Below are 26,591 nucleotides of genomic sequence, written 5' to 3' on the forward strand. Positions count from 1 at the left end.
GTCAAAATATGTGTTTTCTAACCCTTTTTTGGTAATTGAACGAACGAAGATAAGGTACCTTATGACGATCAACTTTCCTTCCCTTTCTTACCGCCAAAGTGTTCATCAAAAATAGCTTTGATAATTGATCCATAATGCAGTCAGTATCTGATTCCGTAGCAAAAATGTCGAAAGCCAAGTTTTTGATCGCGTTAAATGAGACAGATTTGTTAATGCTCCTCTTAAGCTTATCATCGGTTAAGTCCATATTCAACGCTTCTTCTACATCTTCTGTCATAACACTTTCTAGGTTGCTAATAATGATAGCTGACCAAAAATCCTGTTTAACAGACTCAACACTTTTTCCTGTAAAATTTTCTAGACTTAGTCTTCCTTTGAGTTTTGCAAAAAATGTCTCAACTCCCCAGCGTAAAAAATATAACTCCTTAAATCCTCCAGTTTGAAACTTTTGTTCATCCATTAATGATGTAGCTAACACTTCAATTTCACCAGATGGCAGTACCACTTTGAAGCGTTATTCCACTATTTTCTTGTTTTATCTTACGCTGAGCACATATGGTAACCTCAACACTAGATGGGCTTTTTTCTTCAAACATAGCATTTACTTCATTAAAAGATGATCTGGGACATCGAATGACATAAGCAATTTTTCTTTTTGTAAGGCTAGAAAGAAATTTATAAGATAAATATACAAATCAGTAAGTCATTAGTATTTACAACTTTAAGCATTTCATCTGCTAAGTTAATTTCATGAGTGTTACCTCTATCTAACACTGACCTCATGGCAACATTATTTAGCACATCTTAACAAACCGCAAAGGTTGCACTTGCATAATCACCTAAATCTTTTGGTTTTTGGTTACGTATTTTTCTTGAGCCAAATTCATTTTTTATTTCAACGCTTGTTGGTAAAATGATTTTGGAGGCATCAAGAGCTAACACTCTAAAGCCAAAACAAGTTTTAAATTTTTGGTCTTGGTAGTACAAGGAAACCACACCTTCGTTAATTTCTGAAAATGCACTGTGTTTCATTTTTTTTCTTGCTTGACTAAAAGCACTAGCAGTAACGGTATAGTCTTTTTTCCTATATAAAATAAATTCGTTTAGTATTACTTGCAGCGACTTTACACTTTTTCTTAAAATTAAGATAAATATGTCAATAAAAGATAACTTCCTCTTTCTCATAAAATCTTTTGAAGATGATTTATGGGATTCTATAAATTCTAGACTTGCCAATTCATTTTGAATAAATTTTATTACTGCCTTTTTTACTCATACTACCTTTAAACTTATTGGTATACATCATTATCCCATAAAATCTATCTTTTTTCCTTAACTTAATGGCAGTGAGACGAGGTTATCGTCATGCCGCCACGAACCGTCATACCGCGATTCATTCGCGGTATCTCTTAGCCGCTAACAAGTAGCTGGATGACGATTGTCAGGGTGTAATCCCAGTGTCCCTATGATGTCATCCCAGTGCCCAGACACTGGGATGGCTTTGTTGCATAGCAACTGAAAAAATCTGGTGGCTACTGACAAAATTCATTATAAAATAGCCATTTAACCTTGAAAGAAAAAATATGCCACAAAAAATGAGGGTCAGTAACCATAGCGAATATAACAAATTTCTAGAAAAAAGAGGAAATATTTTTCATTATATCAACGAAGCCATAGAAAAGTGGTACGAGAATGGTCCAAAAATACCAGGTGGCAACAATATTTATAGCGATAAAGTTGTAATTTTGGTGCACATAATAACTTGTTTATTTAGAATAGGCCTGAGGCAAACAGTTGGGTTTATAGCAGGATACCTTGAGCAAATTGGGAAAAATTTGCAAGTTATCAGCTATTCACAATCATCAAGAAGGTTTAAGAAACTCAATATTAAGATCAATGATTGCAGAAAATAATATGGAAGATATCGAAATTGCTATAGACAGTACAGGAATTAGTATATACAACAACACTCCTGGTCATAGCAAAGAAAATAGCGAAGATAGAAAGTATCGCAGCTATGAACAGACAAGAAAATTGCATGTAATGTTGAATACAAACAGCAAAAAAGCCATAGCTGTAAAATACAGTAACGGCTGATCACTATGGAGCTTGTGATTTGCTAAAAGAAGTCGATTTTCAGTATGTCATAAAAGTACTATATGCAGATAGGGCATATGACAGAGAAAAGCTCTATAAGCTGTGTAATCAATATGGTATAAAAACGAAAATTCCTCCGAAAAACAACGCAGCAGAGCATCCAAAGTTAGACTATATGGCTGAGAGAAATGCTGCAATTAGACTAATAAAATCATGCAGCGAAGATGGAATGAAGAGGTGGAAAAGGCAAACAAACTACGGAAAAAGATCTTATATAGAAAGTTTTTTCTCGCGACTGAAACAAACATTCGGGTTTAGTTTTAGGAATAAATCTGAGACAAATAGAGAGAAGGAACTACTTGTTAAATGCTATTTGCTCAATAAGTTCACTGATATTGGTATGGCTAAATTTGAGATAGCTTCATAAATTTATTGTGCGTTACCTACTATCCGAAGAGCGATGCAACAAAGCCATCCCAGTGTCAAGCACTGGGATGACAAAAAAAGGAGCACTGGAATGGCACCATTTGTTATGTTTAACAAAGTTCGTACTTAGCTTCATGTTAGCCATAAATATTTAAGAAATTTACCAAATGGAAAAAAAGGCAAAAGAAGCCCCATGGTTAACTAGTTCTGACACTGGTTTCCATCCAAGACGGCAGTAGCCCCTTCGGTGTCATTCCAGTGTCAAGCACTGGAATGACAAAGGAGAGCAGTGTCAGCTACTTGGATGACACCTTTTTTCTACTTAGTGTGGGTTATACAAGAAGTCTATTGTATGGCTATTGCTGGTCGTATATTACTTATAGCTTATCTATTCAAATTGCAACTTTGTTTTTCATAATTAATTATTGACAGAAATTATTAATTGGGTTATTATTAAATTATCGTTAACAAGTGAGGCAAAGAAATGATGATATCCAATAATTCTTCATTGCTAAAAGATAGTCAGGAGCTTACTAAAACTAAGCAGACTATATGGAAACCTTTAATTGCTGTTTCATTATTATCTATATTTAGTTTCATATCTGGTCAATATCTTCCTTATGTTATTATAGCAGTTTCTGGTTCTGGTCCTATTGCAGCAGTTCCTTTAGCAATTTTTGCTGTTTCTACGGTTGTTGCACTTATTTCAGTGACATATCTTGTTAAACTGGCTATTTCTAGAGATGATAATAAGAAAGAAGTAGGTCTTAATGGACAGAAATTCGGCCATACTCCATCTCAAGAACCACAAAAATTTGTGTGTAAAAATTGTACTAATCTGGAGAATAAATCAAATGTACCTACTCCTCAATCACCTCCAGTAACATTGGGTACACAACCAAATCCAAGTGTCAGTGTACCACCGCCACCACCTCCTCCATTGCCACAAGATGCTGCACTACCACCTCCGCCTCCGCATTTTTTTACAGCTTCCAAGCGTACGGAGCAACCTAAGAATGATGCACCGAAGAAGGCTGGTGAACCTGAGAATAATAATCATTCTACTCTGTTTGAACAGATAAGAGGAGGTACTACGTTAAAAAGAGTGAGCAGCAACAAGAGTGGGCAGCAACAAAATTTTACAAATGAATTGAAAGCAAAATTAGAAAGTAGTGGGGGCACTGACAAAAAAGAAACACCAGAAGAGTTTGCTGCAAGAATAGATAGGGAGCAAGCAGAGAGAAAGAAGTCGGATGATAATGATTCAGATTGGACAAAGAGACTTAAGGAGAGAGCAGCAGTCATGCAACTCTCAGATAGTGAAAGTGAGCATTCTGATTCTATTAGCGATTCAGATTGGACTACAGATGAAAGCAAAGACACACAGAAAGAGATAGAGCAGGAAAAAGAGGAGCAGACAAAACACACAAATTCCCCATCAAGCAAGGAAGAAGGAAGCGGGGGTCTTGACAGTGGTATAGGATCTAGAGCCACATCTCCGATACATCCTGAACAAGAAACAGAGGAGTCACCGGTACCGCCAAGTTCGTGTGTTGATTCACCACAAGTAAATAATGTTGACTCAGTGGATAATGAGGTGCAAGATTCACCTCCTCTTTCTGTTGAGGATCGCATAGCACAGTTTGGTGGAAAAGCGTTGCGATGCCAAAAGGAAAATGTTGTACAAGGACTATGATAACTATGAAATGGTCAGCCATGCACTTCCCTTCCTTTTCAAAATAAGTTTACCTACAGGTCTGATTGTATTAAGATTACTTAATACAATCAGATCTATTATATGCGCTTATCCAAATATTACCTGCCAACTCTAAAGGAAAAGCCTGCCCATGCTAAAATTATCTCCCATCAATATTCTTTGCGTGCAGGTTTAATAAAGCAGATAGCATCTGGCATCTATACGTGGTTACCACTTGGTCTCTTAGTGCTTAAGAATATTGAAGATATTATCAGAGATGAAATGAACAAATCCGGTGCTATTGAAGCATTAATGCCTTGTGTGCAACCAGCAAGTCTTTGGCGAGAATCAGGGCGTTACGATGATTACGGTAAGGAAATGCTACGCATAAAGGATAGGCATGAGGAAGATATGCTTTTTGGTCCAACGCATGAGGAGATAGCAACTGATTTAATTAGAGATGTGGTAAAAAGTTACAAAGATTTGCCACTTTGTTTATACCAAATTCAATGGAAATTCCGTGATGAGGTAAGACCACGTTATGGTGTTATGAGGGGCAGGGAATTTTTGATGAAGGATGCATACAGTTTTGATGTAGATTACGAAGGTGCACTGAATTCATATAATTTGATGTACAAAACTTACATAAAAATCTTCAAACGCATGGGATTTACTCCAATTGGAGTTCGAGCTGATACGGGGCCAATTGGAGGAAATTTGAGCCACGAGTTTCATATATTGGCAAACACTGGTGAGAGCACTTTATATTATGACAATAAATTTTCTGAACTACTAGAGAGTGAAGATATTGAAAGTTTAAAGAGTATATACGCAGTTGCAGATGATATGCATGATCCTGAGACTTGCCCTATATCACAAGAGCAGTTAAATGTTAGTAAAGGTATTGAAATAGGGCATATTTTTTATTTTGGCGACAAATATTCAAAGCCTATGAAGGCAAGTGTTACTTCTCAAGATGGAAAAAATGTCAATATACATATGGGTTCGTATGGCATTGGGGTTTCAAGGCTTGTTGGTGCAATAATAGAAGCTTTTCATGATGATAAAGGAATTATCTGGCCAGAATCGGTGGCTCCTTTCAGAATTGGTTTAATCAATTTACAAACGAAAGTAACGGAGGCTGCAGATAAAATATACAAAGCTTTGAAAAGCGATGAAGTGCTTTACGATGATACGGAAGGGAGTGTAGGAGTAAAATTTTCTAGAATGGATCTGATAGGCTTGCCGTGGCAAATAATTGTCGGAAAGAAAGCAGTAAGTGAAAATATAGTTGAAGTAAAAAATAGAGCAACTGGAGAGGTAAAGGAAATGCAGATTGAGGAAGCAATAAATCACTTTAGCGCAAAATGATACACGGTATCGGCACTGACATAGTATATATACCAAGAATATTGAGAATATTACAAAAATACGGGGAAAAATTTCTCAATAGAATCTACACTGAAAAGGAAATAGAGCTAAGTAGAAAGTATAATAGTCAAGAAATGCGAGCAAGGTATTTTGCTAAACGCTTTGCAGCAAAAGAAGCTTTTGTTAAAGCACGAGGTAGTGGTCAGGGTATTACAATGAAAGATATAGAAATATACAATGATGTAAGAGGCAAGCCATATCTTACCGTTAGCAAGGATTTTATCTCCAAAATTCATCTTTCTTTAAGTGACGATGGAGATTACGCTACTGCATTTGTTGTAATTTGCGTCTAGCAGATATTTTCAATTTATGCAGTTGACTTTGTGCTATCTATATAGCTAAACTGACTTACGACAATTTGAAAAACCGTCATTCCGCTACTAGTTAGCGGAATCTATGCTGAGATACCGCGGCGGTATGACGGTTCGCGGCGGTATGACGGTTCGCGGTGGCATGACGATAAGCTCGTCATCCCGCTACTAGTTAGCGGATGAGATACCGCGAATGAATCGCGGTATGACGGTTCGTGGTGGTATGACGTAGATTGCTGTCATTCCAGTGCTTGGCACTGGAATCCAGCCTTTATTATGCAGCCACTTAGTTGAAATTAAGTTTTCTGGATCCAAGTAGTCAGGGCACTGGGATGACATCTTTGTTGTGTTTAACAAAAACAAATGTTCGTACAGTTGTGGAATGAATCGCAGTATAGCTATAGCATACACAAACGACTAGTTTGCCAAAAAAACATAGCGGTTTTTCTATGATTTTAGTATAATTCTAGCTTTACCTAAACAAAAAGATGAATTATTTAATGGACTGTGTTTTAACGTCTCTTTCCTTACCATTTTCAATTACTGAGAATTATTTATTAATTACTGCGTTGATTCCACTTTTAAGTGCGTTAGTTATTTTTTTTACTGGTAAATGGCCCGGAGTGAACAATAGTATTACTGTCACTTCTTCTGTACTTCTGTTTACGTATACGTGTCTGTGCACTTTATATTGGGTATATGGTGATCATTCTCAATTTATTCTCATGGATTTTGGTAATAATTTGCACATTAGTTTAAAGCTAGAGTCTACCGGAGTAATATTCAGTTTATTAATATCGTTTTTATGGGTGCTGACCAGTATATATGCAATATGTTATATGCAGAATAACTATGCTGATAGCAATCACTCAAGTTTTCTATGCTTTTTTTCAATATCGATTAGCTGTGCAATGTTTATTGCTTTTTCTGGAGATTTGCTCACTACATTTGTCTTTTATGAGCTTCTAACTATTAGTACATACCCTCTGGTTACTTACAACTCAACAAATGAATCAATGATTGCAGGACGCTATTACTTTGGCGTGCTATTTTTCTCTTCTTTGGTATTATTTTTTCCTGCAATAGGCCTTTTATATAATGAATTTCATACTTTAGACTTTGTAAGTGGTGGAATATTCAAATTTGATACTTCACTCATCACTTTTATTGCAGTGTGTTTTGCTATGCTAATTTACGGAATAGGAAAAGCTGCATTAATGCCAATGCATTTTTGGTTACCAAAAGCAATGGTTGCACCAACTCCTGTGAGTGCACTACTGCATGCTGTTGCTGTTGTGAAATCCGGAGTTTTCATCATCATAAAAGTTATATTATACACTTTTGGCGTCGATAACATGCAACGTTTTGTGCAGCAAAATTGGTTTGCTGGAGGGTGGCTTCCGTACGCTGCTGGATTTACTATTATTACTGCATCATTGATTGCACTAAAGCAAAAAGAATTAAAGAAATTGCTTGCTTACTCTACCATCTCTCAATTGTCATATATTATATTGTTCGCTTCAATTTTTAGTGAGCTCAGCATGAGGGTTGCAATTTTTCAATTAGTTTGCCACGCATTTGCAAAAATCACTTTGTTTTTCGTTGCCGGAGCAATAATAACGAGAGCAGGTGAGAAATATATAGATAAGATTTACGGTATAGGACGCAGTATGCCAATTAGCATGACAGCATTTGCTATAGGTGCGTTGTCTATGATAGGGGTGCCGCCTGCTCCAACTTTTTGGGGTAAATTTCTCATTTTTCAAGCTGTTTTCAACTCTGGCAATGTAATACTTTCTGTGTTTGTAACTCTAGTGTTAATTGTTAGTACTATACTCAACGCTCTGTACTTTTTACCGATAATTTACAACGCCTTTTTCTTAAAACCTTCTCAGAATTACTTTATTAAAAAAACACCAATTCTTCTAGTTTTACCTCCAGTTATTACTGCTATGTGCACTTTGGTTATTTTTTTTAGCTACCAAGTAATATTTTAAAATCTGTATTTATAACCATTAACAATAAATTTAAATGGTATTATACCAGCCAGAGTTGCTTTTATATTCGACAAAGTGAAGCTAATCTCAACAGCCTGATTTTTCACCTCCTTATTTTGCTCGGTTGCAAAAACTACAGTAGCATTTCCAGCAAATGTAACTAAGTCCTTGGTCGATCGATCAATAGATAATGTTATTACATTTATGTTGGCAATTTTTCTTTTGGATGAAACAGCTTCATTGTTCGTTTTTTCCTGAAAGCCTTGATAGGTTTTATGTATAGAATTGTTTCTTATAAAATTTTCTTGGTACTTCGGTTCAACGGTCTTAATGGACTCATATATTTCGATGTATTTACTTATTAAGTACCTCGCTGTGGAAGTGTATTCATCTTCCTTTTTACTGAAACTAAGCTTATGCATTGCGGAGAACTCATCTTCTGTGTGGTTCATATACTTCACAAAATTTAAATCTTTTTTAATAGGAAATAACAGGTATATGTTTAATGTTAATAAACATAAGCATACTAGGAGAAGCGATACTATTAATGCCATCCAAGATCTTTCTGCTACACAAAACAGATACCTATGGCAGTACCATTCGACTGCTTTACTGAAATAACTTTTGTTTTTTACTGATTCAAGTAATTTATCTTCCATAACACAATACTACCAGACCTAATCGGATCATTATAATAACAATAAGCTTAGATACTCTAAAAAAAACTTTAAAATATGTCTAAATTTTCCCAAATAGGATGAATGATTATATCACCTTGTTCTGCAATGCATACGCGTCAAGTTAAGGAAATAAAGGTATGAAAGAGATAGAATAATAAGGTATAAGTTCTCCCAGATATACTTTTAGTGAGAGAACCAATGAATAAAATAACTTGCTTATCAAAAAAGCTCAAAGAATTTTTTAATGAAAAAGCAGAGAAAATCTCAATTACAACAAGGTTTATAAAAAGAAAGAGAAAGCTAAAAGGTTCATCATTCGTAAAAGCCATGGTCTTGGGTAATATAGGAGTTGATAATTGTAGCGTAGAAACAATGTGTCAATTACTAAACGAGGACTCGATAGATATAACAAAACAAGGTTTGGATTTTAGATTTACTGAAGAAGCAGTGGAATTTATGAAAAGGATGTATAATGAATCTGTGATTCTCTTTAAAAATATCTTGCAAGTTGATTGCAAAATCTTACAGCAATTTAATAGTGTTAAATTATTGGACAGTAGCTATATTACTCTACCTAACAGTATGGAAGAGATGTATAAAGGTTATGGTACTAGCTACAGTGGCTATGAAAGCAATACTAAGTCTGGAATAAAGTTACAATTAGTTTTCGACTACATGAATCAGATAATAGACCAACTTAATTTAACGGAGGGGGTAAGATCAGACCAGGGATATAGGAAACATTTAAGTAATATATTAAGCAATGATTTGCTAATATCTGATCTCGGTTATTTTGTGCCAAGTTCTTTTAAACAAATCAATGAAATAGGAGCTTATTTCATAAGTCGTTATAAATCCGATACCAACATATATGATGTAGAAACAAATCAAAAAATGGAGTTATTAGAATGTTTAGAGGATAAGTTATTTTTAGAAAACGAGGTATTGTTAGGAAAAGAAGCAAAAATTAGAGTAAGAATTATATGTCAGAAACTAACTGAAGAACAGTCTATGGCCAGAAGAAGGAAAGCTAATAGATTAGCAAGATCGCAGGGATATACATCCTCTAAAAGAAATCAAAAATTGTTGAACTGGTCAATATTTATAACTAATGTTCCAGAAAATAAAATTAGTGCTGAGCAAGTATTAACGATTTACAGAGTAAGGTGGCAAATTGAGTTATTATTTAAATTGTATAAAAGCCATATCAGGCTTGATAAGCTAAAAGGAAAGCCATGCAGAGTATTATGTGAACCATACGCGTCAAGTTAAGAGATTGTGAGCAAATTTAGAGAGGTTAAAGTGGATACTCTAGCCCTTCTACGTTTGTCTTTTAATGAAAATCGCGACCAAGTTATAGTGAGTTTTTTAAGAAATGCTTTTAAACTATTAATTTTGGTTAATACTAAAAATAACTCTCTAACCCGCCTTTTTAGCTCAATAAATGCCTTTGTTAAGCTAAGTTCTGTATTCTTTTTCACTTCTGTGCAACCAACTATGCCGCGAAATATAAGAATTGCGCACAATTTAGCATATAGTTCACATAATACTCTGCATGGCTTTCCTTTTAGCTTATCAAGCCTGATATGGCTTTTATACAATTTAAATAATAACTCAATTTGCCACCTTACTCTGTAAATCGTTAATACTTGCTCAGCACTAATTTTATTTTCTGGAACATTAGTTATAAATATTGACCAGTTCAACAATTTTTGATTTCTTTTAGAGGATGTATATCCCTGCGATCTTGCTAATCTATTAGCTTTCCTTCTTCTGGCCATAGACTGTTCTTCAGTTAGTTTCTGACATATAATTCTTACTCTAATTTTTGCTTCTTTTCCTAACAATACCTCGTTTTCTAAAAATAACTTATCCTCTAAACATTCTAATAACTCCATTTTTTGATTTGTTTCTACATCATATATGTTGGTATCGGATTTATAACGACTTATGAAATAAGCTCCTATTTCATTGATTTGTTTAAAAGAACTTGGCACAAAATAACCGAGATCAGATATTAGCAAATCATTGCTTAATATATTACTTAAATGTTTCCTATATCCCTGGTCTGATCTTACCCCCTCCGTTAAATTAAGTTGGTCTATTATCTGATTCATGTAGTCGAAAACTAATTGTAACTTTATTCCAGACTTAGTATTGCTTTCATAGCCACTGTAGCTAGTACCATAACCTTTATACATCTCTTCCATACTGTTAGGTAGAGTAATATAGCTACTGTCCAATAATTTAACACTATTAAATTGCTGTAAGATTTTGCAATCAACTTGCAAGATATTTTTAAAGAGAATCACAGATTCATTATACATCCTTTTCATAAATTCCACTGCTTCTTCAGTAAATCTAAAATCCAAACCTTGTTTTGTTATATCTATCGAGTCCTCGTTTAGTAATTGACACATTGTTTCTACGCTACAATTATCAACTCCTATATTACCCAAGACCATGGCTTTTACGAATGATGAACCTTTTAGCTTTCTCTTTCTTTTTATAAACCTTGTTGTAATTGAGATTTTCTCTGCTTTTTCATTAAAAAATTCTTTGAGCTTTTTTGATAAGCAAGTTATTTTATTCATTGGTTCTCTCACTAAAAGTATATCTGGGAGAACTTATACCTTATTATTCTATCTCTTTCATACCTTTATTTCCTTAACTTGACGCGTATGGATGTGCCAAGTGGCTCATCAATTATTAGGGAAATAGAAACTCGAATTGAAAACATCTCTAATGAGGTAAAAACTCGGGATGAACAGTTAAAAGTGTCTCTTATAAATGAAATAAGAAAGCGCAACATGGTTGAACCAGGGTCATTACCTTTCTTATTTGGTGTACTTGGAAGAAAAAATAATTATTTTGGCCACGGAACTTTTACGACAGAGCTTGGAAAGTGGAGTAGTGATATAACAAAAACTGACTATATGTTACAACTACTAGCAGGTAGCCATACATACGATACAGATTACGTTAGTTTTTATCGGCCAAGACAACTAAGTTTTATAGAGGGAAGTAAAGGAACATTTATTTACGGAGAGTTATGCACAAAAAGTTTTTCTGGTAGTTATGATGAGATATACTATTACCCGTATGCTGCACTTGGAGTAGTATTTGTAAAAAATATAACCAATGTGAACATAAATAAGACAATGGAATTTGTTGGATCATCGTATTCGAGTACGGAGTATGGGGGAGCAGGATTATTTGTGGGAACTCCTGATAACACTAATTCTAATAAATCAAGTATTTCAAAAATAGTATGGAAAAATGTTTACCAATACACGAGTTCTGATAGCAAGTTAGCCGGATCTGGTAATGTGGAGATTCCAGCAGGAAAAACAGTTGCAATATTACTTTACACATCATCTTATCTGTATTCCAGAACACAAGTTAGTCAAGGTATGCTTGCATCAAATTATGTACACAACTATGGTCAATTTATTCAGTGGGGGATTTATAACATACGTAGCAATGTTCTAACTACAGGGCTTGAAGTGGACGTAGAGAGAACGCTAAAAGCTTGGCAATGTCCAGGATTAGAACGAACTGATCAAATATGGCAATGAGGAGGAATTTGTGACTATTTATATACGTTTTGAAAACCACAAGCAGATTGAAACAACAACACTTGAAAACAAGCCAACTGGAAATGATTGGTATGAAGCGCCAAAAGATTTTGATTGGCAAAAAAGTTATTGTTTAACAGAGGGAGGAGAAATTGCTCAGCGAAATCAAGAAGATATTGAGTTGGAGTTACTTGAAAATGCGAAGCTTTCTGCACTTGATAGTATGCGTTTTTATTATGATAATCATACTCACCAATACGCAGGTCATTCTCACCAAAAAGCTAAATCTTATGAAATTCAAGCGAAAGCCGCAAAAAGCATTCTAGCAGCACCAGAATCTATAGATAAAAAGGATAAAGAAATTATAGAACCTTTAGCAAAAGTACGTGGTATTACGGTTATTGAAATGGCAAGAATAATTGAGGAAAAAGTGAAAAAAGCAGTAAAAGAAATAATGAAATGTGAAGAGCTTGAAGATTTAGCCAAGAGAAAGATTGAAGAAGCCAAGAGTGAAAATGAGCTACAGACTTTGCTCGATGATTTCAGGAAAAAAATACAAAGAAATGGCTGAAGAATTTTTACATGGTGTAAATGTTATTGAGATAACCTCAGGGTCAAGAACAGTACGCACAGCTAAATCATCAGTGATAGGTGTAATTGGTACTGCCCCTGAAGCTGATGAGCAAAAATTTCCGCTAAATAAACCAGTGTTAATTGCAGGAAGCTTAAAAGAAGCAGCAAAGCTTGGAAAGAGTGGCAGTTTACCTTCTGCAATAAATGGAATATTTTCCCAAATTGGTGCAACAGTAGTAGTTATTCGAGTTAAAGAAAGTGAAAACAGCGATTCAAAGCTCAAAGAAAGTGAAACTATCCAAAATATAATTGGCGGTGTTGATAAAGAGACTGGAGAGTATCAAGGGATAGAGGCATTCCTCAGTAGTGAAAGCATAGTTCATATTGCTCCAAGAATATTAATTGCACCTCAGTTTACTCATCAGTTACCTGAAATAGATGGAGTAAATCCAGTAGTGAGTGCTTTAATTTCCATAGCAGAAAAATTAAGAGCAATTATTGTTGCAGATGGACCAAATACTAATGATGAAGAAGCAATAAAATGGAGAAAAAGTGTAGGCAGCTCAAGAATTTACGTAGTTGATCCATGGGTTAAGGTATTTATTGAAGAAGAAATCTTGCCATCGAGTCCATTTGTAGCTGGTTTAATAGCTAAAATAGACAGCGAACAAGGCTTCTGGCATTCACCTTCAAATAAAGAGATAAATGGTATTGTTGGCACAAGCAGGCCTATTGATTTTAGCTTAGGTTATGCAAATTGCAGAGCAAACCACTTAAATGAAAATGAAGTAACAACGATAATTCATCAAAACGGCTATATGCTTTGGGGAAATAGAACATGTTCAAATGACTCAAAATGGGCTTTTCTGTCAGTGAGAAGGACTGCAGATTTAATCAATGATAGTCTACTTCGAGCTCATTTATGGGCAGTTGATCGCAATATCACCAAAACTTATATAGATGATGTGATTGAGGGGGTGAATTCTTATTTGGCCAATTTAAAAGTACAAGGAGCGATTATTAGCGGAAAATGTTATGCAACTCCAGAGCTCAATACACCAACAAATATTGCAAGCGGGAAAGTATATTTTGATTTCGAATTTACACTACCATATCCGGCTGAGCAAATAACATTCAAATCTCATCTCGTAAATAATAGTGTAATAAGTTAGGAGAAAGCAAAGTGTTACCGAAAATACTGAGAAATTTTAACGTATTTGTAGATGGTCGTGGTTATGCAGGAAAAATAGATGAAATAACCTTGCCGAAGCTTACCATAAAAACCGAAGAGTACAGAGCTGGTGGTATGGATATTCCAATAAATATTGACATGGGCATGGAAAAGCTTGAAGCAGACTTTACTTTTGCTGAGTATGATTCAGAACTATTTAGACTTTTTGGCTTGATAGATGGAAACTCAGTATCTTTGACGCTCCGTGGTGGAATGCAAGGGAGTGGTAGTAACGATATTGAAGGTGTAGTAATCAATCTCAGGGGAATATTCAAAGAATTTGACTTTGGTAGCTGGAAACCTGCTGAAAAAGCAACGCTAAAGTGTACTGTAGCTGCTCATTATTATAAACTTACGATAGGTGGCAATGAGCTGATAGAGATCGATGCTGAAAATATGATTAGAAAGATAAATGGTGTTGATCAGATGGCCTTGCTACAAACGATTCTAGGGATCTAATATGGTTGACAAAATTACATAAAAATGTTAAAATATAAGAAGTTGTAGGTATATAGTTAATATGGATTCTAAAGCTCATACAAATTCCATAGAGCAGCTAACTGGTTTACTTGTTAGTGTAGCACAATCTCAAGACAAGTCCGTTTTAAAGTTATTAACTGAATTAATGGAAGAAGAAATTGAAGATATGGAATTATCTAAGATTGCTGACGAACGCTATAAAGAAAAGAGGGTTAAACATCAAGATGCCTTCTGGGATTAAGCCTTACAATATAGACTATTCAGAATCTGTTATAAAGAAAGACATTCCGGCTCTTCCAGCAAAAGTAAAGTTAATGATTAAGAAGGCAATAATGGAGCGTCTAACAGTTGATCCAATTGGACTTGGAAAGCCATTAAAGCATAACTTAAGTGGACAACGTAGTCTACGGGTGAGTACCTATCGTATACTTTATTATATAGATGTACCAGAACATACAGTAGTTATTACTTCAATTGAACACAGAAAAGATTCTTATCAAAGCTAATCCTATTTATAGCACCATACAAAGAAATTAGTTATGTAAAAGCCGATATAGACTTTTATTTAATTAACTTTTTAAGGAGGAACATGCAAGCTATAACACTTAATAACCCAATAACAGTTGATGGTATTTCTGTCTCAGAACTTACTGTTAGACGTCCAAAAGTTAGAGACTATTTGGCAATAGAACGCCTTAATGGTAGTGATCTGAGTAAGGAAGTAACTTTGACTGCCAATTTGACATCAGTTGCAAAAGAAGCGATTGAAGAGTTAGATATTGCTGATTATGTGAAAGTTCAAGAGGTATTAAAGGATTTTTTTTCACCGATTATCCAAAAAACTTGAGATTAGAAGTATTAATGTTCAGCTCTGTTGTAGGAGGCGGGGTTGAACAAATACTTGATATGGAGATTAATGAATTTATCTTATGGCATAAAGCAGCGAGGAAGGTACAATGTCAACATTATCTATAAAAATCGGAGCAGTTTTAGATGGCAGTTTCAGTACTGTAATAAAAGGAAGTAGCAGTCAACTTACTCATCTTGGTGAGAATATAAGAAAGCTTGACTCATCTTTAAAATCAGTATCAAAGTTTAAGCAGTTAGGTCATGATGTTTTGACTAGCAAGAGGTCATGGAAAGGCTTTGAAGATCAAGTAAAATCTTTAGCTAAACAAATGAAGGCAATAGAGAAACCGAGCAAAACTTTAAAAGCAGAATTTGACAAGGCCAAAACCTCTGCAATAAAAGCAAAAGAAGCATATTTGAAAAAGAGAGATGCTTTGCATTCATTTAATGAAGAAGTAAGAAAAAGTGGAAGAAATATTAAGTACTTAGTAAGTGACCAACATAAACTTGGCTCTTCTATTGAAGTATTAAAAGGTAAGTATGGTAAGCTTGGATCTGCAATACGTAGTCACCAAAGTTTTTTAGCAAGCAAAGCACATTTTAAGTCACAAATTATAGAGACTATTGGGCTAGGGCTAACGCTTGCAGCTCCAGTTAAAGTTGCAATTGACTTTGAAAGTGCTATGGCTGATGTTACAAAAGTGGTAGATTTTAAAAAAGGAACGGATGAAGCAACTAAATTTGCAAAGAAGTTAAAAGAGATGTCACGTACTATACCATTATCAGCCGCAGAACTGGCACAAATAGCTGCAAGTGGTGGTCAACTTGGTATCAAGAAAGAAGATCTTTTTATGTTTACAGAAACAGTGGCAAAAATGTCTACAGCATTTGATATGTCTGCAGAGCAAGCAGGTGATTCTATAGCTAAACTCTCTAACGTTTATGGAATTGATGTTAGTAAAATGGAATACGTTGGTAATGTAATCAATCACTTATCAGATAACACTGCTGCCAAAGCAAAAGATATGGTTGAAGCTCTAGCAATAGTTGGTGGTACTGCAAAACAATTTGGTCTTGACATCAAGGAAACAAGTAGTTTAGTAAATGCCTTCGTTAGTTTAGGTAAACAACCAGCAAAAGCTGCAACTGCTATAAATGCTCTACTTAGTAAACTTCAGACTGCTGAAGAACAAGGAGGGGATTTTAAAGCAGCATTAGAGCAAATGGGCATAACTGCAGAAGAAATAGTACAAAGAATAAGCGAAAACGGCGAAGAAGCATTACTCTACTTTTTTCAAGCTCTAAAGAAAATGGATAACCAGGAACGTTCTACAATCCTTATGAAACTTTTCGGTCAGGAATATCAAGATGATATTGCATTATTAGCTGGAAGTTTTAACAAATACGAAGATGCTATAAGGTTACTAGCTGACACAGAAGAGTACAAGAGCTCGTTGCAGAAAGAATTTCAAAACCGTGTAGACACCACAGCCAGTAAATTACGACTTCTTCGCAACGCAATAGCTGAAGTTGGTATGAACCTGGGTTCAGTGATGCTGCCTACTTTAAAATCTATAGCTGAATTTTTACAAGAAAAAACTAGAAGCATAGCGTTATTTGCAGAAAAATATCCAACTTTAACCAAAGCAATCATGGGTACTGTAGCAGCCTTGATAAGTTTAAAAGTTGTAGCAGTGGGACTAGGATACGGATTTACATTGCTAGGAAGTACGATTTTTAGTCTGAAAGCAAACCTACTTGGAGTATTTTCATTTTTATCAGCTACAGTTTTTCCTGCAGTAGTAACAGGACTAAGAGCAGTAACACTCGCTATAATGAGTAACCCTATAGGACTTTTAATTACTGGACTTGTCACTGGCGCAGCACTTGTTATAACTAACTGGCAAAAGGTAAAAGACTTTTTCTCTAGCTTTTGGAAATCGATAATAAAACCCATAGAAGAAGCTTTTTCATGGATAGGTGAAAGTATATTTGGAAAAGTATTGGGAAATAGCCCACTGAAAGAGTTTGAAAAAAGAAAAACTGAAGTAAAAGCAGTGCACACTCCCCTAAAAAGTAATATTCTCAACAGTGGAAATCCTGTGCTAGGTAACAGTATAATTAAAGAATTTTCAAAGAGAAATAAAAATAGCTTCAGAGTCAAAAGCCTTATTGAGGAGAAAAAGTTTACAGAGAGCGATAAGATATTTGCAAGGAGTAAGTTTGAAAATAAAGAACAAAATAAAACTCAGAACATCACTAATAATTACACTATCAGCATTAAAGCAGAACCTAACCAAGATGTTCGTAGTCTTGCAGATGAAGTAATAAAAAGGATAAGAGAAAAGTCACGTGATGTTTTATTTGATACGGTAGAGACATTTTATTGATGCTATCTCTTGGTCCGTATAAGTTTGCTCCCACAAGTTTAAAGTATAGCAGAGAAAATCGTTGGAGCACGATTGAGTGTATTGAAAATATGCCACTATTACAAAATATCGGTCAAGGTGTAGAAAATATAGATTTAGAAGGAATGATTTATCTGCATAATCTCAACGTGCTAAATCAATTAAAGAGTGTGAAAGAAACTGAAAAACCACATATTTTAGTAGATAGTTTAGGTAATATTTTAGGACAATTCGTAATTACTAGGTTAGAAGAAAAGCAGATGTATTTTTTACCTAATGGACTACCGAGAAAAATTGAATTTAGTTTGAGTTTAAAAAGCTATAGATGACTATATACTATGTGAGTAAAGAAAATGAGATGTTAGATCTGATTTGCTGGAAACATTACGGATTTACTGATGGAGTAGTGGAATTAGTACTAGCAGAGAACTTGGGTTTGGCAGAATACGGAAGCTTTTTGCCCGCAGGATTAAAGATAAAGCTTCCTACTATTAAGAAAATAGTACAAAAGTCAAAATTAAAGGTCTGGGAATAAATGCAGCCAGATTTTATAATAGATAAATGTGAATCAATTAAAGATAGAGTTATATCATTGCACCTTACAGATGAATCAGGAATAATAGATGATGTAGTTGAAGTGTGTGTTGATTACAGGGATGAAGACATAGATATTCCGAATGAATTGAACATAGCACTAGGTTATAAGGAAATTGGAATCTTTCCAATGGGTATATATACAGTCAACGAAGTGACTATACAGGGTCCACCTAAGACTCTACTAATAAAAGCTCATGCAACAAATTTAAGAATATCTTTGAAGGCAAAAGTATCAAAAGAATGGCATCAAATTACCATAGAAAACTTAGTGAAAGAAATAGCTCAAAAACATGGATATGGACATAAAGTTGCTGAGGAATTTAAGAATGTATTGATACCCCATATTAATCAGGCAGATGAAAGTGATATAAGTCTGTTAACAAAGATCGCAACAGAGCGTGAAGCAATGGCAAAATTAGCTGGTGGGTATATATTGTTTATTTCAAAGAATATGGCAAAATCAGCCACAGGAAAAGCTTTAGGAACAACGACTATTAGACCTCAAGATACAATTAACTGGAAAGTGCATTTTACCGTACGTGATAAGTATAATTCAGTAGTGGCAAAGTGGCATAGCTATGAAAAGGGTGAAACTATTAAAGAAACAGTTGGTAGCGGCGAGCCAAGTTATATTATTCTAGAAATGTACTCAAATGCAGAATCAGCACTAAGTGCAGCAAATGCTAAGTTAAAACAACTAAAGCGAAATAATGCAGTATTGGATATCACTATACCTGGTAATCCAGAGTTATTTGCAGAAGCTAAACTTAATCTTATAGCTTTTAATCAAGCGGTAGATGGTGAATGGATAGTTAACAGAGCGGAGCATACTTTAAATAGCTCGGGTTACCTTACTATGTTGTCAGCATCTTTGAGTAAGTAATGTTAATAAAAAATGAGTAAATGATCTATTTAATATTAAAAAGATGTTGAATATGGATAAATTGGGTCAAGATACAAAAAACAAGCTGCATTTTTGGTGGCTTATAACAGTAATAGTATGTATTATTGCTACCTATTCCTACATGAAGGCAAGAGCTGCAGATAATTATAAAACGATGTTACGCATTGCTTCTCAAAATTGTAACTTAGAGACTGTAAAATTCTTAGTAGAAAATCTATTAGATATTAATGTGCAGATCCCTAAATTAACAGCACTACATTATGCTGCAGAAGAGGGATGTGCAGAGGTTGTAAAATTCCTAGTAGAAAAAGGAGTTGATATAAATGCTACAAAATATGAAAGATGGACACCTTTACATGCAGCTACATATGAAAGCAAATTGGAGATAATTAGATTTTTATTAGACAAAGGTGCAGACCCTACCATTAGAGACACAGATGGAAAAAATCCAAGAGATGTAGCTGTATTAAGGTCAAGGCACAATAAAGATAAACCTTACAAGGAAATCATAAAGCTACTTGCTAAAGCAGAAGATCAATACGAATCAACAAAAAGTAATCACTAAAGCTGTAAGTTTTCTATAATCTGCATATAAATTTCCAAAACTATCCATAACAAGTTAATATTTTCACATGAAAAAGCAAAAAATCCCAATAGCGGTAATAATAACAATAGTTGTACAGACTGTAGGATTCATCATACGCGTCAAGTTAAGGAAAAGTGGTATAAGGAAGAAAGGAAACGAAAAAACTATTTTATATATTAAGTAATAAAGTTATTAATTTATAGATTCTTCTGAAAAAATTATCTTCTTCTAGATAAGAACTCCCTAAAAAAATAAATGTAACAAATAAAATGCCCATCTCAAATGTTGCTATATTTCACGATATTTCCTTAACTTGACGCGTATGGTAGGATTCATATGGTGGTTGGCAAAACTTGACTTACGTGTACACATCCATGATAAATTTATAGAAAAAAACCAAGGACTAATCGAAATAGTCTATCGACTTGAAGAGAGAGTGAAAAACCTCACTGAAGAAGTCAACGAACTTGAAGCTATTCACAAACATAAATAAATTTTACAGTGACAAAGTACATTTTATCTGTAGATGGAGGTGGCATTAGAGGGATAATACCTGCCATTATTCTAGCAGAAATTGAATCTAGGACAAAAAAGCCAATTTCCCAGATTTTTGATTTAATGGCAGGAACCTCAACCGGTGGGATTATTGTTGCTGGACTTTGTAAAAGCAATAAACTTCAATACTCTGCCAATGATTTGGTTGAACTTTACCAAGAGTATGGAGCATATATCTTTCAATCATCATTTTGGAGAAAATCAATTGCTTCTTGGCTGAGTGGTTCTCAGTACTCATATAGAAATATGGAATTTATTCTCAACAAATACTTTGGTGAAAGTACTATGGCCGATGTTGCGAGTAATCTACTACTCACCAGTTATGACATTCACAATAGTTGTGAATTTTTCTTCAAAAGTTGGAAAGAAAAAAACATTAAGTTGAAAGATGCACTCAGAGCTACAACAGCTGCTCCAACGTACTTCACACCAAAACGTCTGAAAATTAGCCAAACAGAGAGAGTATTGATAGATGGTGGAGTGTTTGCAAATAATCCAGCGGCTTGTGCATATGCAAGTGGTAAGAGGTTATTTCCAAATGATGAGATTATACTGCTATCAATAGGCACTGGTGGAACAGATAGAAGTATAAAGTATGCTAACTCAAGGAAATTTGGCAAAATAGGGTGGATCAAGCCACTACTGAATGTGATGTTTGCCTCTGGATTGGATTGCGTTGATTATCAACTAGAACAAGTAATAGACGATAAATATATAAGAATACAATCGCAATTGAAAGTAGCATCGACTGAGATGGACAATATTACACTCAAAAATATCAAATCTCTTCAGCAAGAGGCAAATGCAATGATAGAGGACAACCAGAAATTAATAGATAAACTTTGCGATTTCATATCTTAATTTATACCAAGCAAAATTCAACTGAGCCAAAAAAGTTGGTTAGCAAATTCTGCTGGTTAAATCATTAACTAACTTTACTTATATCTTAAACACATTCAATTTTCACACTCACCCAACTCATCAGCAGTTAGGCCACTTGCTCGCACAATAATATCAATAGCAACACCTTCCTTAACTAGATCTTTTGCAATCTTGATTTTCTCTGCTTTTTTAACCTTTTCTTTACCAGTTTGCATTCCTTCAGATAAAGATCTGGCTACCGTATCCAGTAATTCTTGATCCTCAATTTTTTCGCATTTACCTATAAACCCAAAAACTGGCTCATTTTCATATTCTGTTAGTCCAAGAGCTTTAATGTTAACTGATAATGTCTTTGCTATCTTATATAATATTTCAATTGGAATGTCTGTATATCCTCGTTCATAGTCGTGTATTTCTTTAGGTGTTGAACCGATTTTATTTGCCAAGTCCTCCTGAGTGTATTCCCGTATTAATCTCTGCTCTTTTATCCTTTTCCCCACTTTGTAGAGTATAGAATCAGTACAAATTTCTTTCTCTATATCATCATATTCATAAGTAGATAAGCGAGTCACTTGGGAAATAATATCAACTGAAACTCCTTCTTTCACTAGATTCTTTGCTACTTCTATTTTCGCTTCTTCTTGGCTAATTTTCTCGCTAATATATACAAACCTTACTAATGGATACAGCTTCTTGCGTAATTCCTGATCCTTAATTTCTCTATGTATTTTTGTTAGATAGACTATTTCTTTATCCTCATCTTCATACCAACTGTTTTCTCTTAGTACTGTTGGTCCTGGAAGTAGATCTATAACATTGACTGACAATGCTCCTGCTATTATATACGATTCTTTGATTGTAATAGCCTTGCACCCTAGTTCAAAGTTATGTATTTCCTTATGTGTTAAACCAATTTTTCTTGCTAATTTTGCCTGAGTATACCCTTGTACTATCCTACAACCTTCTATTTTTTTCCCTAGCTCGTAGCTTACTGAGCCAATATGCTCTGAATTATCATAGATAAATCCTCTAAAAGCTGTTTTTCCTACAGAAGCAAACATATATTCTATCACAAAAAAATCCACTATTGGCTAAGTTTTTATGAAATCACAAAAATTTCTCAATCATATAATTTGATAAGCCTGTCGTTTGCAAGATAATATCAACAGAAATTCCCTCTTTCACTAAATTCCTTGCAACTTCAATCTTCTTTTCCTCTCTGACCTTTTCTCTACAAACATGTATACCTTCAAATAAAGACTTGATTAGCATATCGCGTAATTCCCGACTCTCAATCTTTTTGTATTCTTCTATCAACTTTGATAGCTTTTCTTCCGCTTCACTATCCTCATCTGATTCGGGAAGTAGATCTATGATACTGATTGATAATACCTTTGCTATTTCATCTAACATTTCAAGTGAGACAGCAGCTCTCCCTTGTTCATACTCGTATATTCCTTGATTTGTTATGCCAACTTTATTCGCTAAATCTTTTTGTGTATATCCTCGTATCAATCTCCACTCTTTTATCCTTTGCCCTACTTTGTATGGAATGGGAATTTTGTTCTCCTCATACTCACCAATAGATAAGTTAGTTGTTCGAGAGATAACATGAGCAGAAACTCCTACTTTCATCAAACCCCTTGCTACTTCTATTTTTACCGCTTTTCTGCTTCTTTCCTCGCTCAAACGAATAAATTTGGTTAATAAATAAAATACCTTGCTTAATTCTTTATCTTTATAACCCTTTACTAAATTTAATATTTCTTCATCTTCAAAATATCTTTTTTCATTTGGTAGCGTCTCTCCACAAACTAGACCTTTAACATTTACTGATAATGCTTCTGCTATAGCATATAATTTCTTAATTGGAATTTTACGACTCCCTTTTTCATATTGCAGTATTGCCCAGTACTTTACACCAACCTTCTCCGCTAAATCCTTCTGAGTATACCCTCGCTCTAACCTCCAACTTTTCACTTTTTGCCCTACCTCACAGTCTAGACTTTTTTCCATACAAAGAACCATACATATAATATTTTCTACTATAGCTCAAAGGCTCCAGATATAATGGTAGACTCTGGAACCTTAAAATAAATGAATTAAAGCCCCCTAAAAGTTTCTTTACTATTTTCACGTACTTTATCTACCCATGAAGACAATTTTTCACTTGGGCTATCAACCTCCTTCATAAGCTGCTTGCTATTCCATATGCCACATCTCATAAAACTTCCCTTTTCTACTGCTTCTTTAAGTTTTACTCCAGCAAAAAGACAATTTTTTCCTATTTCTTCGCCTCTTTCTTGTAATTTAGACCACATTTCCTTATTTTCTACTCTGACTTGTACTTGATCATATTTTTTTACATCGTGGTACAATATAATATCTAGCTTACCAATGCTTGTAGGAAATTCTAATATAATAGAGCTTCCATCTGACATATCGATATAGTTTCTTATACCTCCCTTCTCACTTTTAACCTCAACTGCATCATTGCCAATTTTTAAAATATTACTTCCTAGCTCTCTTTTTGCTTCCAGTATTTTGGCTACCTCTACCTTGCTATCCCCAGAAAATTCTATATACGATGTTGTATTATCTATTTCAACATCTATTAATTCTCCTTCTTGCACAGCACTTTCGCCAGCTTTCTCTAGTTCTTCTAGTCTCTCATCTATATGTGGCTGAACTTCTGGTTGTAGCTCATTATAGATTTCACCTATCAATTTATTCTCCAATAAAGTATCATGAAACTCTGCACCGTTTAGCATTAATTTACGTATTAGCTTTTTACGATCAGCCTTATCAAATTTATGAAAATGTGTGCCCAGTATCACATATTCCGCGAAGCTCCACTCTCCATCATTACATGCATTTAGCCTTGCTCCAGCAGCTAGTGCTTCGTCTACAACCTTGTGCAGTTCATTTGGACTTTTTGCTCTTACCACAGCACTCTTAAACCAGCTCAACTTTTCTGCACTTGGCTTTATTTTTTTCAAAGCTGAAGCAAATGGATTTTTATCTTCTTGATCACTTACAGGTTTTGTGCCATAAACATAGTCAAATCCTTTCCCATAGTTGATTTTGTTTTCGCGAACTTCTCTACCAGGGAAAGGTGCTATTTCTTCAGGCTTTTTAGCCTTATTAATTTTGCTTACAAAGGTGGATTGCTCCTTAGTACGACCAATTCCTACAATAGCATTTAACACCTCACCTTTTGATAATCTATCAAGATCAATGTTTAACTCGTAAGTACCTCCTTCTTGATCATCAAAAGGTACAATTATTTTATTACTCATATTAGCCTCCGCTATTAAATATACTTTACTAAGTCTACAACCGACTTTATTACTTTATTATTAATTCAATATATACTTTCTCATTAATTATAAGCAATGGTTAATGTACTTGCAAATACTTTCTTCATTCAAGTAGTTAAACAACTCATGAAAATCTTCAAATATCTGCTTTATAACAGTCCTTGCTCTTTAAAACTAAAATATCCAACACTTGTAATGATAATGTGATCCAGTAACCTAATCCCTATAGTCTGACAAGCTTCAGCCAAGTCTTTAGTTACAGCTTGATCCTCATCAGATGGCTTTAACCTTCCTTCTGGGTGGTTATGCGATATTATTATTGACGTCGCTTTTCTTATTAATGCCTTTCTTGTTACTTCTCTTATGTAAAAAGGTACCTTATCCACTGTACCAGTAAACACTTCTTCCCCCTTTAAACGGCACTTTTGATCAAAATATATTATTTTCATCTTTTCCTCCTCTGAATAACCAATACTCACCCTTAAATATTTTACGATGGTTTCCAAGTTATCCATTATAGGTCCTTTCTTTAACTCTTCTCTTGGTACCCTCTTTGAAGCTTCCTTTAGGCATAAAATTGCTGCTACTGTAGAGTCAGTTATCCCTTCTATAGTTTTCAAGTCATCTATTTCCTGGCCTAAAATTCCTCCTATTCCAAAACTATCTATTAGCTTTCTAGCAATAATTCGAGCTTCTTCCCTGTCATGCACTGCACTTAGAAACGTTTCTATTACTTCACGATCAAGTAGAGCTTTACCGTTGCTTTCTAATGCTCTGAATTCTATTTCTTCTCTACGATCTTTCTTATTATTCATAAAAATTACCCTTCACTAATAACAAAATGTTTTTATATATTTACTGCTGTTTTTTTGTCAGCATTGGCATAAGGCCATAGCTTTTGAGTGAAGTCAAATCAATTTTTCAATCTTTTTTACTTATTTTTTCATCAAAAAGTAAAGATATTAATAGATAATGATTTTTTATTTTAAATTTGTTGAATTTCGTCCAAAGAGATGTCTACTGTTTTTAAAATAATATTGATAGAAATTCCTTCCTTAACTAAATTCTTTGTAATTTTCATCTTTTCTACTCTCTTCACTTTCTCTTTGCAAACTTGTATGCTTTCAAACAGAGATTTTATTAGTACATTACGTAGTTCTTGGCTTTTAATCTTTTTGTATTCTTCTATTAACCTTGATAGTTCCACTTCACTATTCTCATTTTCTGTTGTTTCTGGAAGTAGGTCTGTAATACTAATTAATAGTACCTTTGCTATTTCATCTAACATTTCAAGTGAAACACCAGCTCGTCCTTGTTCATATTCATATATTCTTTGATTTATTATACCCACTTTACTTGCTAAATCTTCTTGAGTGTATCCTCTTCTCAACCTCCATTCTTTTATTCTTTGACCTACTTTATACGGAATGGAAATTTTTTTCTCATCATTATCATATTCATCAATAGATAAACTGGTCGTTTGAGAGATAACATGAGCAGAAACTCCTTCCTTAACCAAACCCTTTGCTACTTCTATTTTTACCGCCTTTCCACTTTCTTCCTCACTAATACGGATGAATTTAGTTAATAAATAAAACGTTTCACGTAATTCTTGATCCTTAATCTCTCTATGTCTTCTTACTAGATTTAATACCTCTTCTCCCTCATACCTTCCCTCATTTGATACTTCTTGTACGCAAGCTAGATCTCTAGCAGTTGTTGATAATGCTTCTGCTAATTCATATAACTTCTTAATTGAAATTCTGCGTGTTCCTTTTTCATATTGCAGTATTACCTGATATGTTGTATCGATTTTTTTTGCTAAATCTTTTTGAGTATATCCCTTTGCTAACCTACGATTTCTTACTTCCTGTCCTATTACTTTGTAATCTAAAAAATTAGAGCATTTATTCTCTTTTTTCACATTTTATACTCATAATCAGAAGAGCCGTTACGTATACTTAATTGGGAACCTTTTTGACAAACTGAA

General features: G+C 34.4%; 25 protein-coding genes and 5 pseudogenes. 20 read left to right on the forward strand and 10 right to left on the reverse strand.

The features are described 5' to 3' along the window. Nucleotide 1 precedes the first annotated feature (1 nt). Nucleotides 2-1,257: pseudogene (locus tag OM961_RS04675) on the reverse strand (IS4 family transposase). 159 nt (nt 1,258-1,416) lie between these two features. Beyond that, nucleotides 1,417-1,542, reverse strand: a complete 126-nt coding sequence (locus OM961_RS04680) for a hypothetical protein (RefSeq protein WP_264339504.1) — start codon at nt 1,540-1,542, stop codon at nt 1,417-1,419. A 41-nt stretch (nt 1,543-1,583) separates the two neighbouring features. On the opposite strand from OM961_RS04680, the pseudogene OM961_RS07670 reads away from it, so the two are divergent. The 5 genes and pseudogenes from OM961_RS07670 to OM961_RS04715 all read left to right on the forward strand — a co-directional run bounded on the left by OM961_RS07670 (nt 1,584) and on the right by OM961_RS04715 (nt 5,943). Further along, nucleotides 1,584-2,524: pseudogene (locus OM961_RS07670) on the forward strand (IS5 family transposase). 7 nt (nt 2,525-2,531) lie between these two features. Continuing rightward, nucleotides 2,532-2,678 carry a hypothetical protein gene (locus OM961_RS04700; protein ID WP_264339505.1) on the forward strand — a complete coding sequence of 49 codons (147 nt, stop codon included), beginning with the start codon at nt 2,532-2,534 and terminating at the stop codon, nt 2,676-2,678. Between the two features lie 329 nt (nt 2,679-3,007). Beyond that, nucleotides 3,008-4,219, forward strand: coding sequence for a hypothetical protein (locus tag OM961_RS04705; protein WP_264339506.1), 1,212 nt, complete (start codon nt 3,008-3,010; stop codon nt 4,217-4,219). A 102-nt stretch (nt 4,220-4,321) separates the two neighbouring features. Then, nucleotides 4,322-5,590, forward strand: coding sequence for a proline--tRNA ligase (proS, locus tag OM961_RS04710; protein ID WP_155969413.1), 1,269 nt, complete (start codon nt 4,322-4,324; stop codon nt 5,588-5,590). Then, nucleotides 5,587-5,943 (forward strand): holo-[acyl-carrier-protein] synthase, encoded by a 357-nt coding sequence (locus tag OM961_RS04715; RefSeq protein ID WP_151807997.1) that lies wholly within the window; start codon nt 5,587-5,589, stop codon nt 5,941-5,943. Before proS ends, OM961_RS04715 begins: the two co-directional genes overlap by 4 nt. A gap of 252 nt (nt 5,944-6,195) precedes the next feature. Here the strand turns inward: OM961_RS04715 and OM961_RS07675 are convergent. Beyond that, nucleotides 6,196-6,294, reverse strand: a pseudogene (locus tag OM961_RS07675) (WPE palindromic element domain-containing protein); the annotation flags it as partial. 167 nt (nt 6,295-6,461) lie between these two features. Here OM961_RS07675 and OM961_RS04725 point away from each other — a divergent pair. Further along, nucleotides 6,462-7,958, forward strand: coding sequence for a proton-conducting transporter transmembrane domain-containing protein (locus OM961_RS04725; RefSeq protein WP_264339601.1), 1,497 nt, complete (start codon nt 6,462-6,464; stop codon nt 7,956-7,958). Here OM961_RS04725 and OM961_RS04730 read toward each other — a convergent pair. After that, a complete protein-coding gene (locus OM961_RS04730) occupies nt 7,955-8,617 on the reverse strand; it encodes a VirB8/TrbF family protein (RefSeq protein ID WP_264339507.1) in 663 nt (220 codons plus the stop codon). The two genes, OM961_RS04725 and OM961_RS04730, sit on opposite strands and share 4 nt — an antisense overlap. A gap of 219 nt (nt 8,618-8,836) precedes the next feature. On the opposite strand from OM961_RS04730, the pseudogene OM961_RS04735 reads away from it, so the two are divergent. Beyond that, nucleotides 8,837-9,901 (forward strand): annotated as a pseudogene (locus OM961_RS04735) (IS4-like element ISWen1 family transposase); the annotation flags it as partial. Nucleotides 9,902-9,906: 5 nt separating this feature from the next. On the opposite strand, the gene OM961_RS04740 reads toward OM961_RS04735, so the two are convergent. Further along, nucleotides 9,907-11,232 carry an IS4 family transposase gene (locus OM961_RS04740; RefSeq protein WP_264339205.1) on the reverse strand — a complete coding sequence of 442 codons (1,326 nt, stop codon included), beginning with the start codon at nt 11,230-11,232 and terminating at the stop codon, nt 9,907-9,909. A gap of 90 nt (nt 11,233-11,322) precedes the next feature. Between OM961_RS04740 and OM961_RS04745 the strand changes: the two are divergent. From OM961_RS04745 to OM961_RS04805, 13 genes and pseudogenes are all read left to right on the forward strand, one after another. Continuing rightward, nucleotides 11,323-12,216 (forward strand): annotated as a pseudogene (locus OM961_RS04745) (hypothetical protein); the annotation flags it as partial. A 10-nt stretch (nt 12,217-12,226) separates the two neighbouring features. Continuing rightward, nucleotides 12,227-12,787, forward strand: coding sequence for a hypothetical protein (locus OM961_RS04750; protein WP_264339106.1), 561 nt, complete (start codon nt 12,227-12,229; stop codon nt 12,785-12,787). Continuing rightward, complete coding sequence (locus OM961_RS04755) at nt 12,780-13,961, forward strand: phage tail sheath subtilisin-like domain-containing protein (RefSeq protein ID WP_264339571.1); 1,182 nt, start codon at nt 12,780-12,782, stop codon at nt 13,959-13,961. Before OM961_RS04750 ends, OM961_RS04755 begins: the two co-directional genes overlap by 8 nt. Before the next feature lie 11 nt (nt 13,962-13,972). Then, on the forward strand, nt 13,973-14,479 hold the full coding sequence (locus OM961_RS04760; RefSeq protein WP_264339105.1) for a phage major tail tube protein: 507 nt from the start codon (nt 13,973-13,975) through the stop codon (nt 14,477-14,479). A gap of 61 nt (nt 14,480-14,540) precedes the next feature. Then, the gene (locus tag OM961_RS04765) at nt 14,541-14,741 is read left to right on the forward strand and encodes a hypothetical protein (RefSeq protein ID WP_007303020.1); all 201 of its coding nucleotides are present in this window, start codon (nt 14,541-14,543) and stop codon (nt 14,739-14,741) included. Then, on the forward strand, nt 14,725-15,006 hold the full coding sequence (locus OM961_RS04770) for a type II toxin-antitoxin system RelE family toxin (RefSeq protein ID WP_010082215.1): 282 nt from the start codon (nt 14,725-14,727) through the stop codon (nt 15,004-15,006). Before OM961_RS04765 ends, OM961_RS04770 begins: the two co-directional genes overlap by 17 nt. Nucleotides 15,007-15,089: 83 nt before the next feature. Then, nucleotides 15,090-15,347, forward strand: a complete 258-nt coding sequence (locus tag OM961_RS04775; protein ID WP_007303022.1) for a phage tail assembly protein — start codon at nt 15,090-15,092, stop codon at nt 15,345-15,347. 109 nt (nt 15,348-15,456) lie between these two features. Then, nucleotides 15,457-17,739 carry a phage tail tape measure protein gene (locus OM961_RS04780; RefSeq protein ID WP_264339104.1) on the forward strand — a complete coding sequence of 761 codons (2,283 nt, stop codon included), beginning with the start codon at nt 15,457-15,459 and terminating at the stop codon, nt 17,737-17,739. Further along, nucleotides 17,739-18,086: a phage tail protein gene (locus tag OM961_RS04785; RefSeq protein WP_022626303.1), complete on the forward strand. Its 348-nt coding sequence runs from the start codon at nt 17,739-17,741 to the stop codon at nt 18,084-18,086. Before OM961_RS04780 ends, OM961_RS04785 begins: the two co-directional genes overlap by 1 nt. Beyond that, nucleotides 18,083-18,292: a tail protein X gene (locus tag OM961_RS04790; protein WP_010081876.1), complete on the forward strand. Its 210-nt coding sequence runs from the start codon at nt 18,083-18,085 to the stop codon at nt 18,290-18,292. The genes OM961_RS04785 and OM961_RS04790 overlap by 4 nt, the downstream gene beginning before the upstream one ends. Beyond that, nucleotides 18,293-19,237 (forward strand): contractile injection system protein, VgrG/Pvc8 family, encoded by a 945-nt coding sequence (locus OM961_RS04795; RefSeq protein WP_264339103.1) that lies wholly within the window; start codon nt 18,293-18,295, stop codon nt 19,235-19,237. It abuts the gene before it with no gap. Nucleotides 19,238-19,289: 52 nt separating this feature from the next. Next, nucleotides 19,290-19,823: an ankyrin repeat domain-containing protein gene (locus tag OM961_RS04800; RefSeq protein ID WP_065094613.1), complete on the forward strand. Its 534-nt coding sequence runs from the start codon at nt 19,290-19,292 to the stop codon at nt 19,821-19,823. A 522-nt stretch (nt 19,824-20,345) separates the two neighbouring features. After that, the gene (locus tag OM961_RS04805; protein ID WP_019236454.1) at nt 20,346-21,260 is read left to right on the forward strand and encodes a patatin-like phospholipase family protein; all 915 of its coding nucleotides are present in this window, start codon (nt 20,346-20,348) and stop codon (nt 21,258-21,260) included. A gap of 95 nt (nt 21,261-21,355) precedes the next feature. Here the strand turns inward: OM961_RS04805 and wmk (OM961_RS04810) are convergent, their stop codons facing one another. The 5 genes from wmk (OM961_RS04810) to wmk (OM961_RS04830) all read right to left on the reverse strand — a co-directional run bounded on the left by wmk (OM961_RS04810) (nt 21,356) and on the right by wmk (OM961_RS04830) (nt 26,525). Then, the gene (gene wmk / locus OM961_RS04810; RefSeq protein WP_264339508.1) at nt 21,356-22,342 is read right to left on the reverse strand and encodes a WO male-killing family protein Wmk; all 987 of its coding nucleotides are present in this window, start codon (nt 22,340-22,342) and stop codon (nt 21,356-21,358) included. 46 nt (nt 22,343-22,388) lie between these two features. After that, entirely contained in the window at nt 22,389-23,297 is a 909-nt protein-coding gene (gene wmk, locus OM961_RS04815; RefSeq protein WP_264339509.1) for a WO male-killing family protein Wmk, read from the reverse strand. 86 nt (nt 23,298-23,383) lie between these two features. Then, nucleotides 23,384-24,580: a hypothetical protein gene (locus OM961_RS04820; protein ID WP_264339510.1), complete on the reverse strand. Its 1,197-nt coding sequence runs from the start codon at nt 24,578-24,580 to the stop codon at nt 23,384-23,386. Between the two features lie 170 nt (nt 24,581-24,750). After that, a complete protein-coding gene (locus OM961_RS04825) occupies nt 24,751-25,416 on the reverse strand; it encodes a JAB domain-containing protein (RefSeq protein WP_264339511.1) in 666 nt (221 codons plus the stop codon). A 170-nt stretch (nt 25,417-25,586) separates the two neighbouring features. Beyond that, a complete protein-coding gene (gene wmk / locus OM961_RS04830; RefSeq protein ID WP_213863494.1) occupies nt 25,587-26,525 on the reverse strand; it encodes a WO male-killing family protein Wmk in 939 nt (312 codons plus the stop codon). Nucleotides 26,526-26,591: the final 66 nt, after the last annotated feature.

Source organism: Wolbachia endosymbiont (group A) of Cydia splendana, assembly GCF_947179475.1.
Taxonomy (GTDB): domain Bacteria; phylum Pseudomonadota; class Alphaproteobacteria; order Rickettsiales; family Anaplasmataceae; genus Wolbachia; species Wolbachia pipientis.

What these genes read in the sequence shown, in the direction of transcription:
- OM961_RS04775 (WP_007303022.1), top strand. Translation starts at nt 15,090, where the DNA reads ATGCAAGCTATAACACTTAATAACCCAATAACAGTTGATGGTATTTCT.
- OM961_RS04785 (WP_022626303.1), top strand. Translation starts at nt 17,739, where the DNA reads ATGCTATCTCTTGGTCCGTATAAGTTTGCTCCCACAAGTTTAAAGTAT.
- OM961_RS04765 (WP_007303020.1), top strand. Translation starts at nt 14,541, where the DNA reads ATGGATTCTAAAGCTCATACAAATTCCATAGAGCAGCTAACTGGTTTA.
- OM961_RS04730 (WP_264339507.1), bottom strand. Translation starts at nt 8,617, where the DNA reads ATGGAAGATAAATTACTTGAATCAGTAAAAAACAAAAGTTATTTCAGT.
- OM961_RS04825 (WP_264339511.1), bottom strand. Translation starts at nt 25,416, where the DNA reads ATGAATAATAAGAAAGATCGTAGAGAAGAAATAGAATTCAGAGCATTA.
- OM961_RS04715 (WP_151807997.1), top strand. Translation starts at nt 5,587, where the DNA reads ATGATACACGGTATCGGCACTGACATAGTATATATACCAAGAATATTG.
- wmk (WP_264339509.1), bottom strand. Translation starts at nt 23,297, where the DNA reads ATGGAAAAAAGTCTAGACTGTGAGGTAGGGCAAAAAGTGAAAAGTTGG.
- OM961_RS04795 (WP_264339103.1), top strand. Translation starts at nt 18,293, where the DNA reads ATGCAGCCAGATTTTATAATAGATAAATGTGAATCAATTAAAGATAGA.
- OM961_RS04770 (WP_010082215.1), top strand. Translation starts at nt 14,725, where the DNA reads ATGCCTTCTGGGATTAAGCCTTACAATATAGACTATTCAGAATCTGTT.
- proS (WP_155969413.1), top strand. Translation starts at nt 4,322, where the DNA reads ATGCGCTTATCCAAATATTACCTGCCAACTCTAAAGGAAAAGCCTGCC.
- OM961_RS04780 (WP_264339104.1), top strand. Translation starts at nt 15,457, where the DNA reads ATGTCAACATTATCTATAAAAATCGGAGCAGTTTTAGATGGCAGTTTC.
- OM961_RS04740 (WP_264339205.1), bottom strand. Translation starts at nt 11,232, where the DNA reads ATGAATAAAATAACTTGCTTATCAAAAAAGCTCAAAGAATTTTTTAAT.
- OM961_RS04800 (WP_065094613.1), top strand. Translation starts at nt 19,290, where the DNA reads ATGGATAAATTGGGTCAAGATACAAAAAACAAGCTGCATTTTTGGTGG.
- OM961_RS04705 (WP_264339506.1), top strand. Translation starts at nt 3,008, where the DNA reads ATGATGATATCCAATAATTCTTCATTGCTAAAAGATAGTCAGGAGCTT.
- wmk (WP_264339508.1), bottom strand. Translation starts at nt 22,342, where the DNA reads ATGTTTGCTTCTGTAGGAAAAACAGCTTTTAGAGGATTTATCTATGAT.
- OM961_RS04820 (WP_264339510.1), bottom strand. Translation starts at nt 24,580, where the DNA reads ATGAGTAATAAAATAATTGTACCTTTTGATGATCAAGAAGGAGGTACT.
- OM961_RS04725 (WP_264339601.1), top strand. Translation starts at nt 6,462, where the DNA reads ATGGACTGTGTTTTAACGTCTCTTTCCTTACCATTTTCAATTACTGAG.
- OM961_RS04755 (WP_264339571.1), top strand. Translation starts at nt 12,780, where the DNA reads ATGGCTGAAGAATTTTTACATGGTGTAAATGTTATTGAGATAACCTCA.
- OM961_RS04790 (WP_010081876.1), top strand. Translation starts at nt 18,083, where the DNA reads ATGACTATATACTATGTGAGTAAAGAAAATGAGATGTTAGATCTGATT.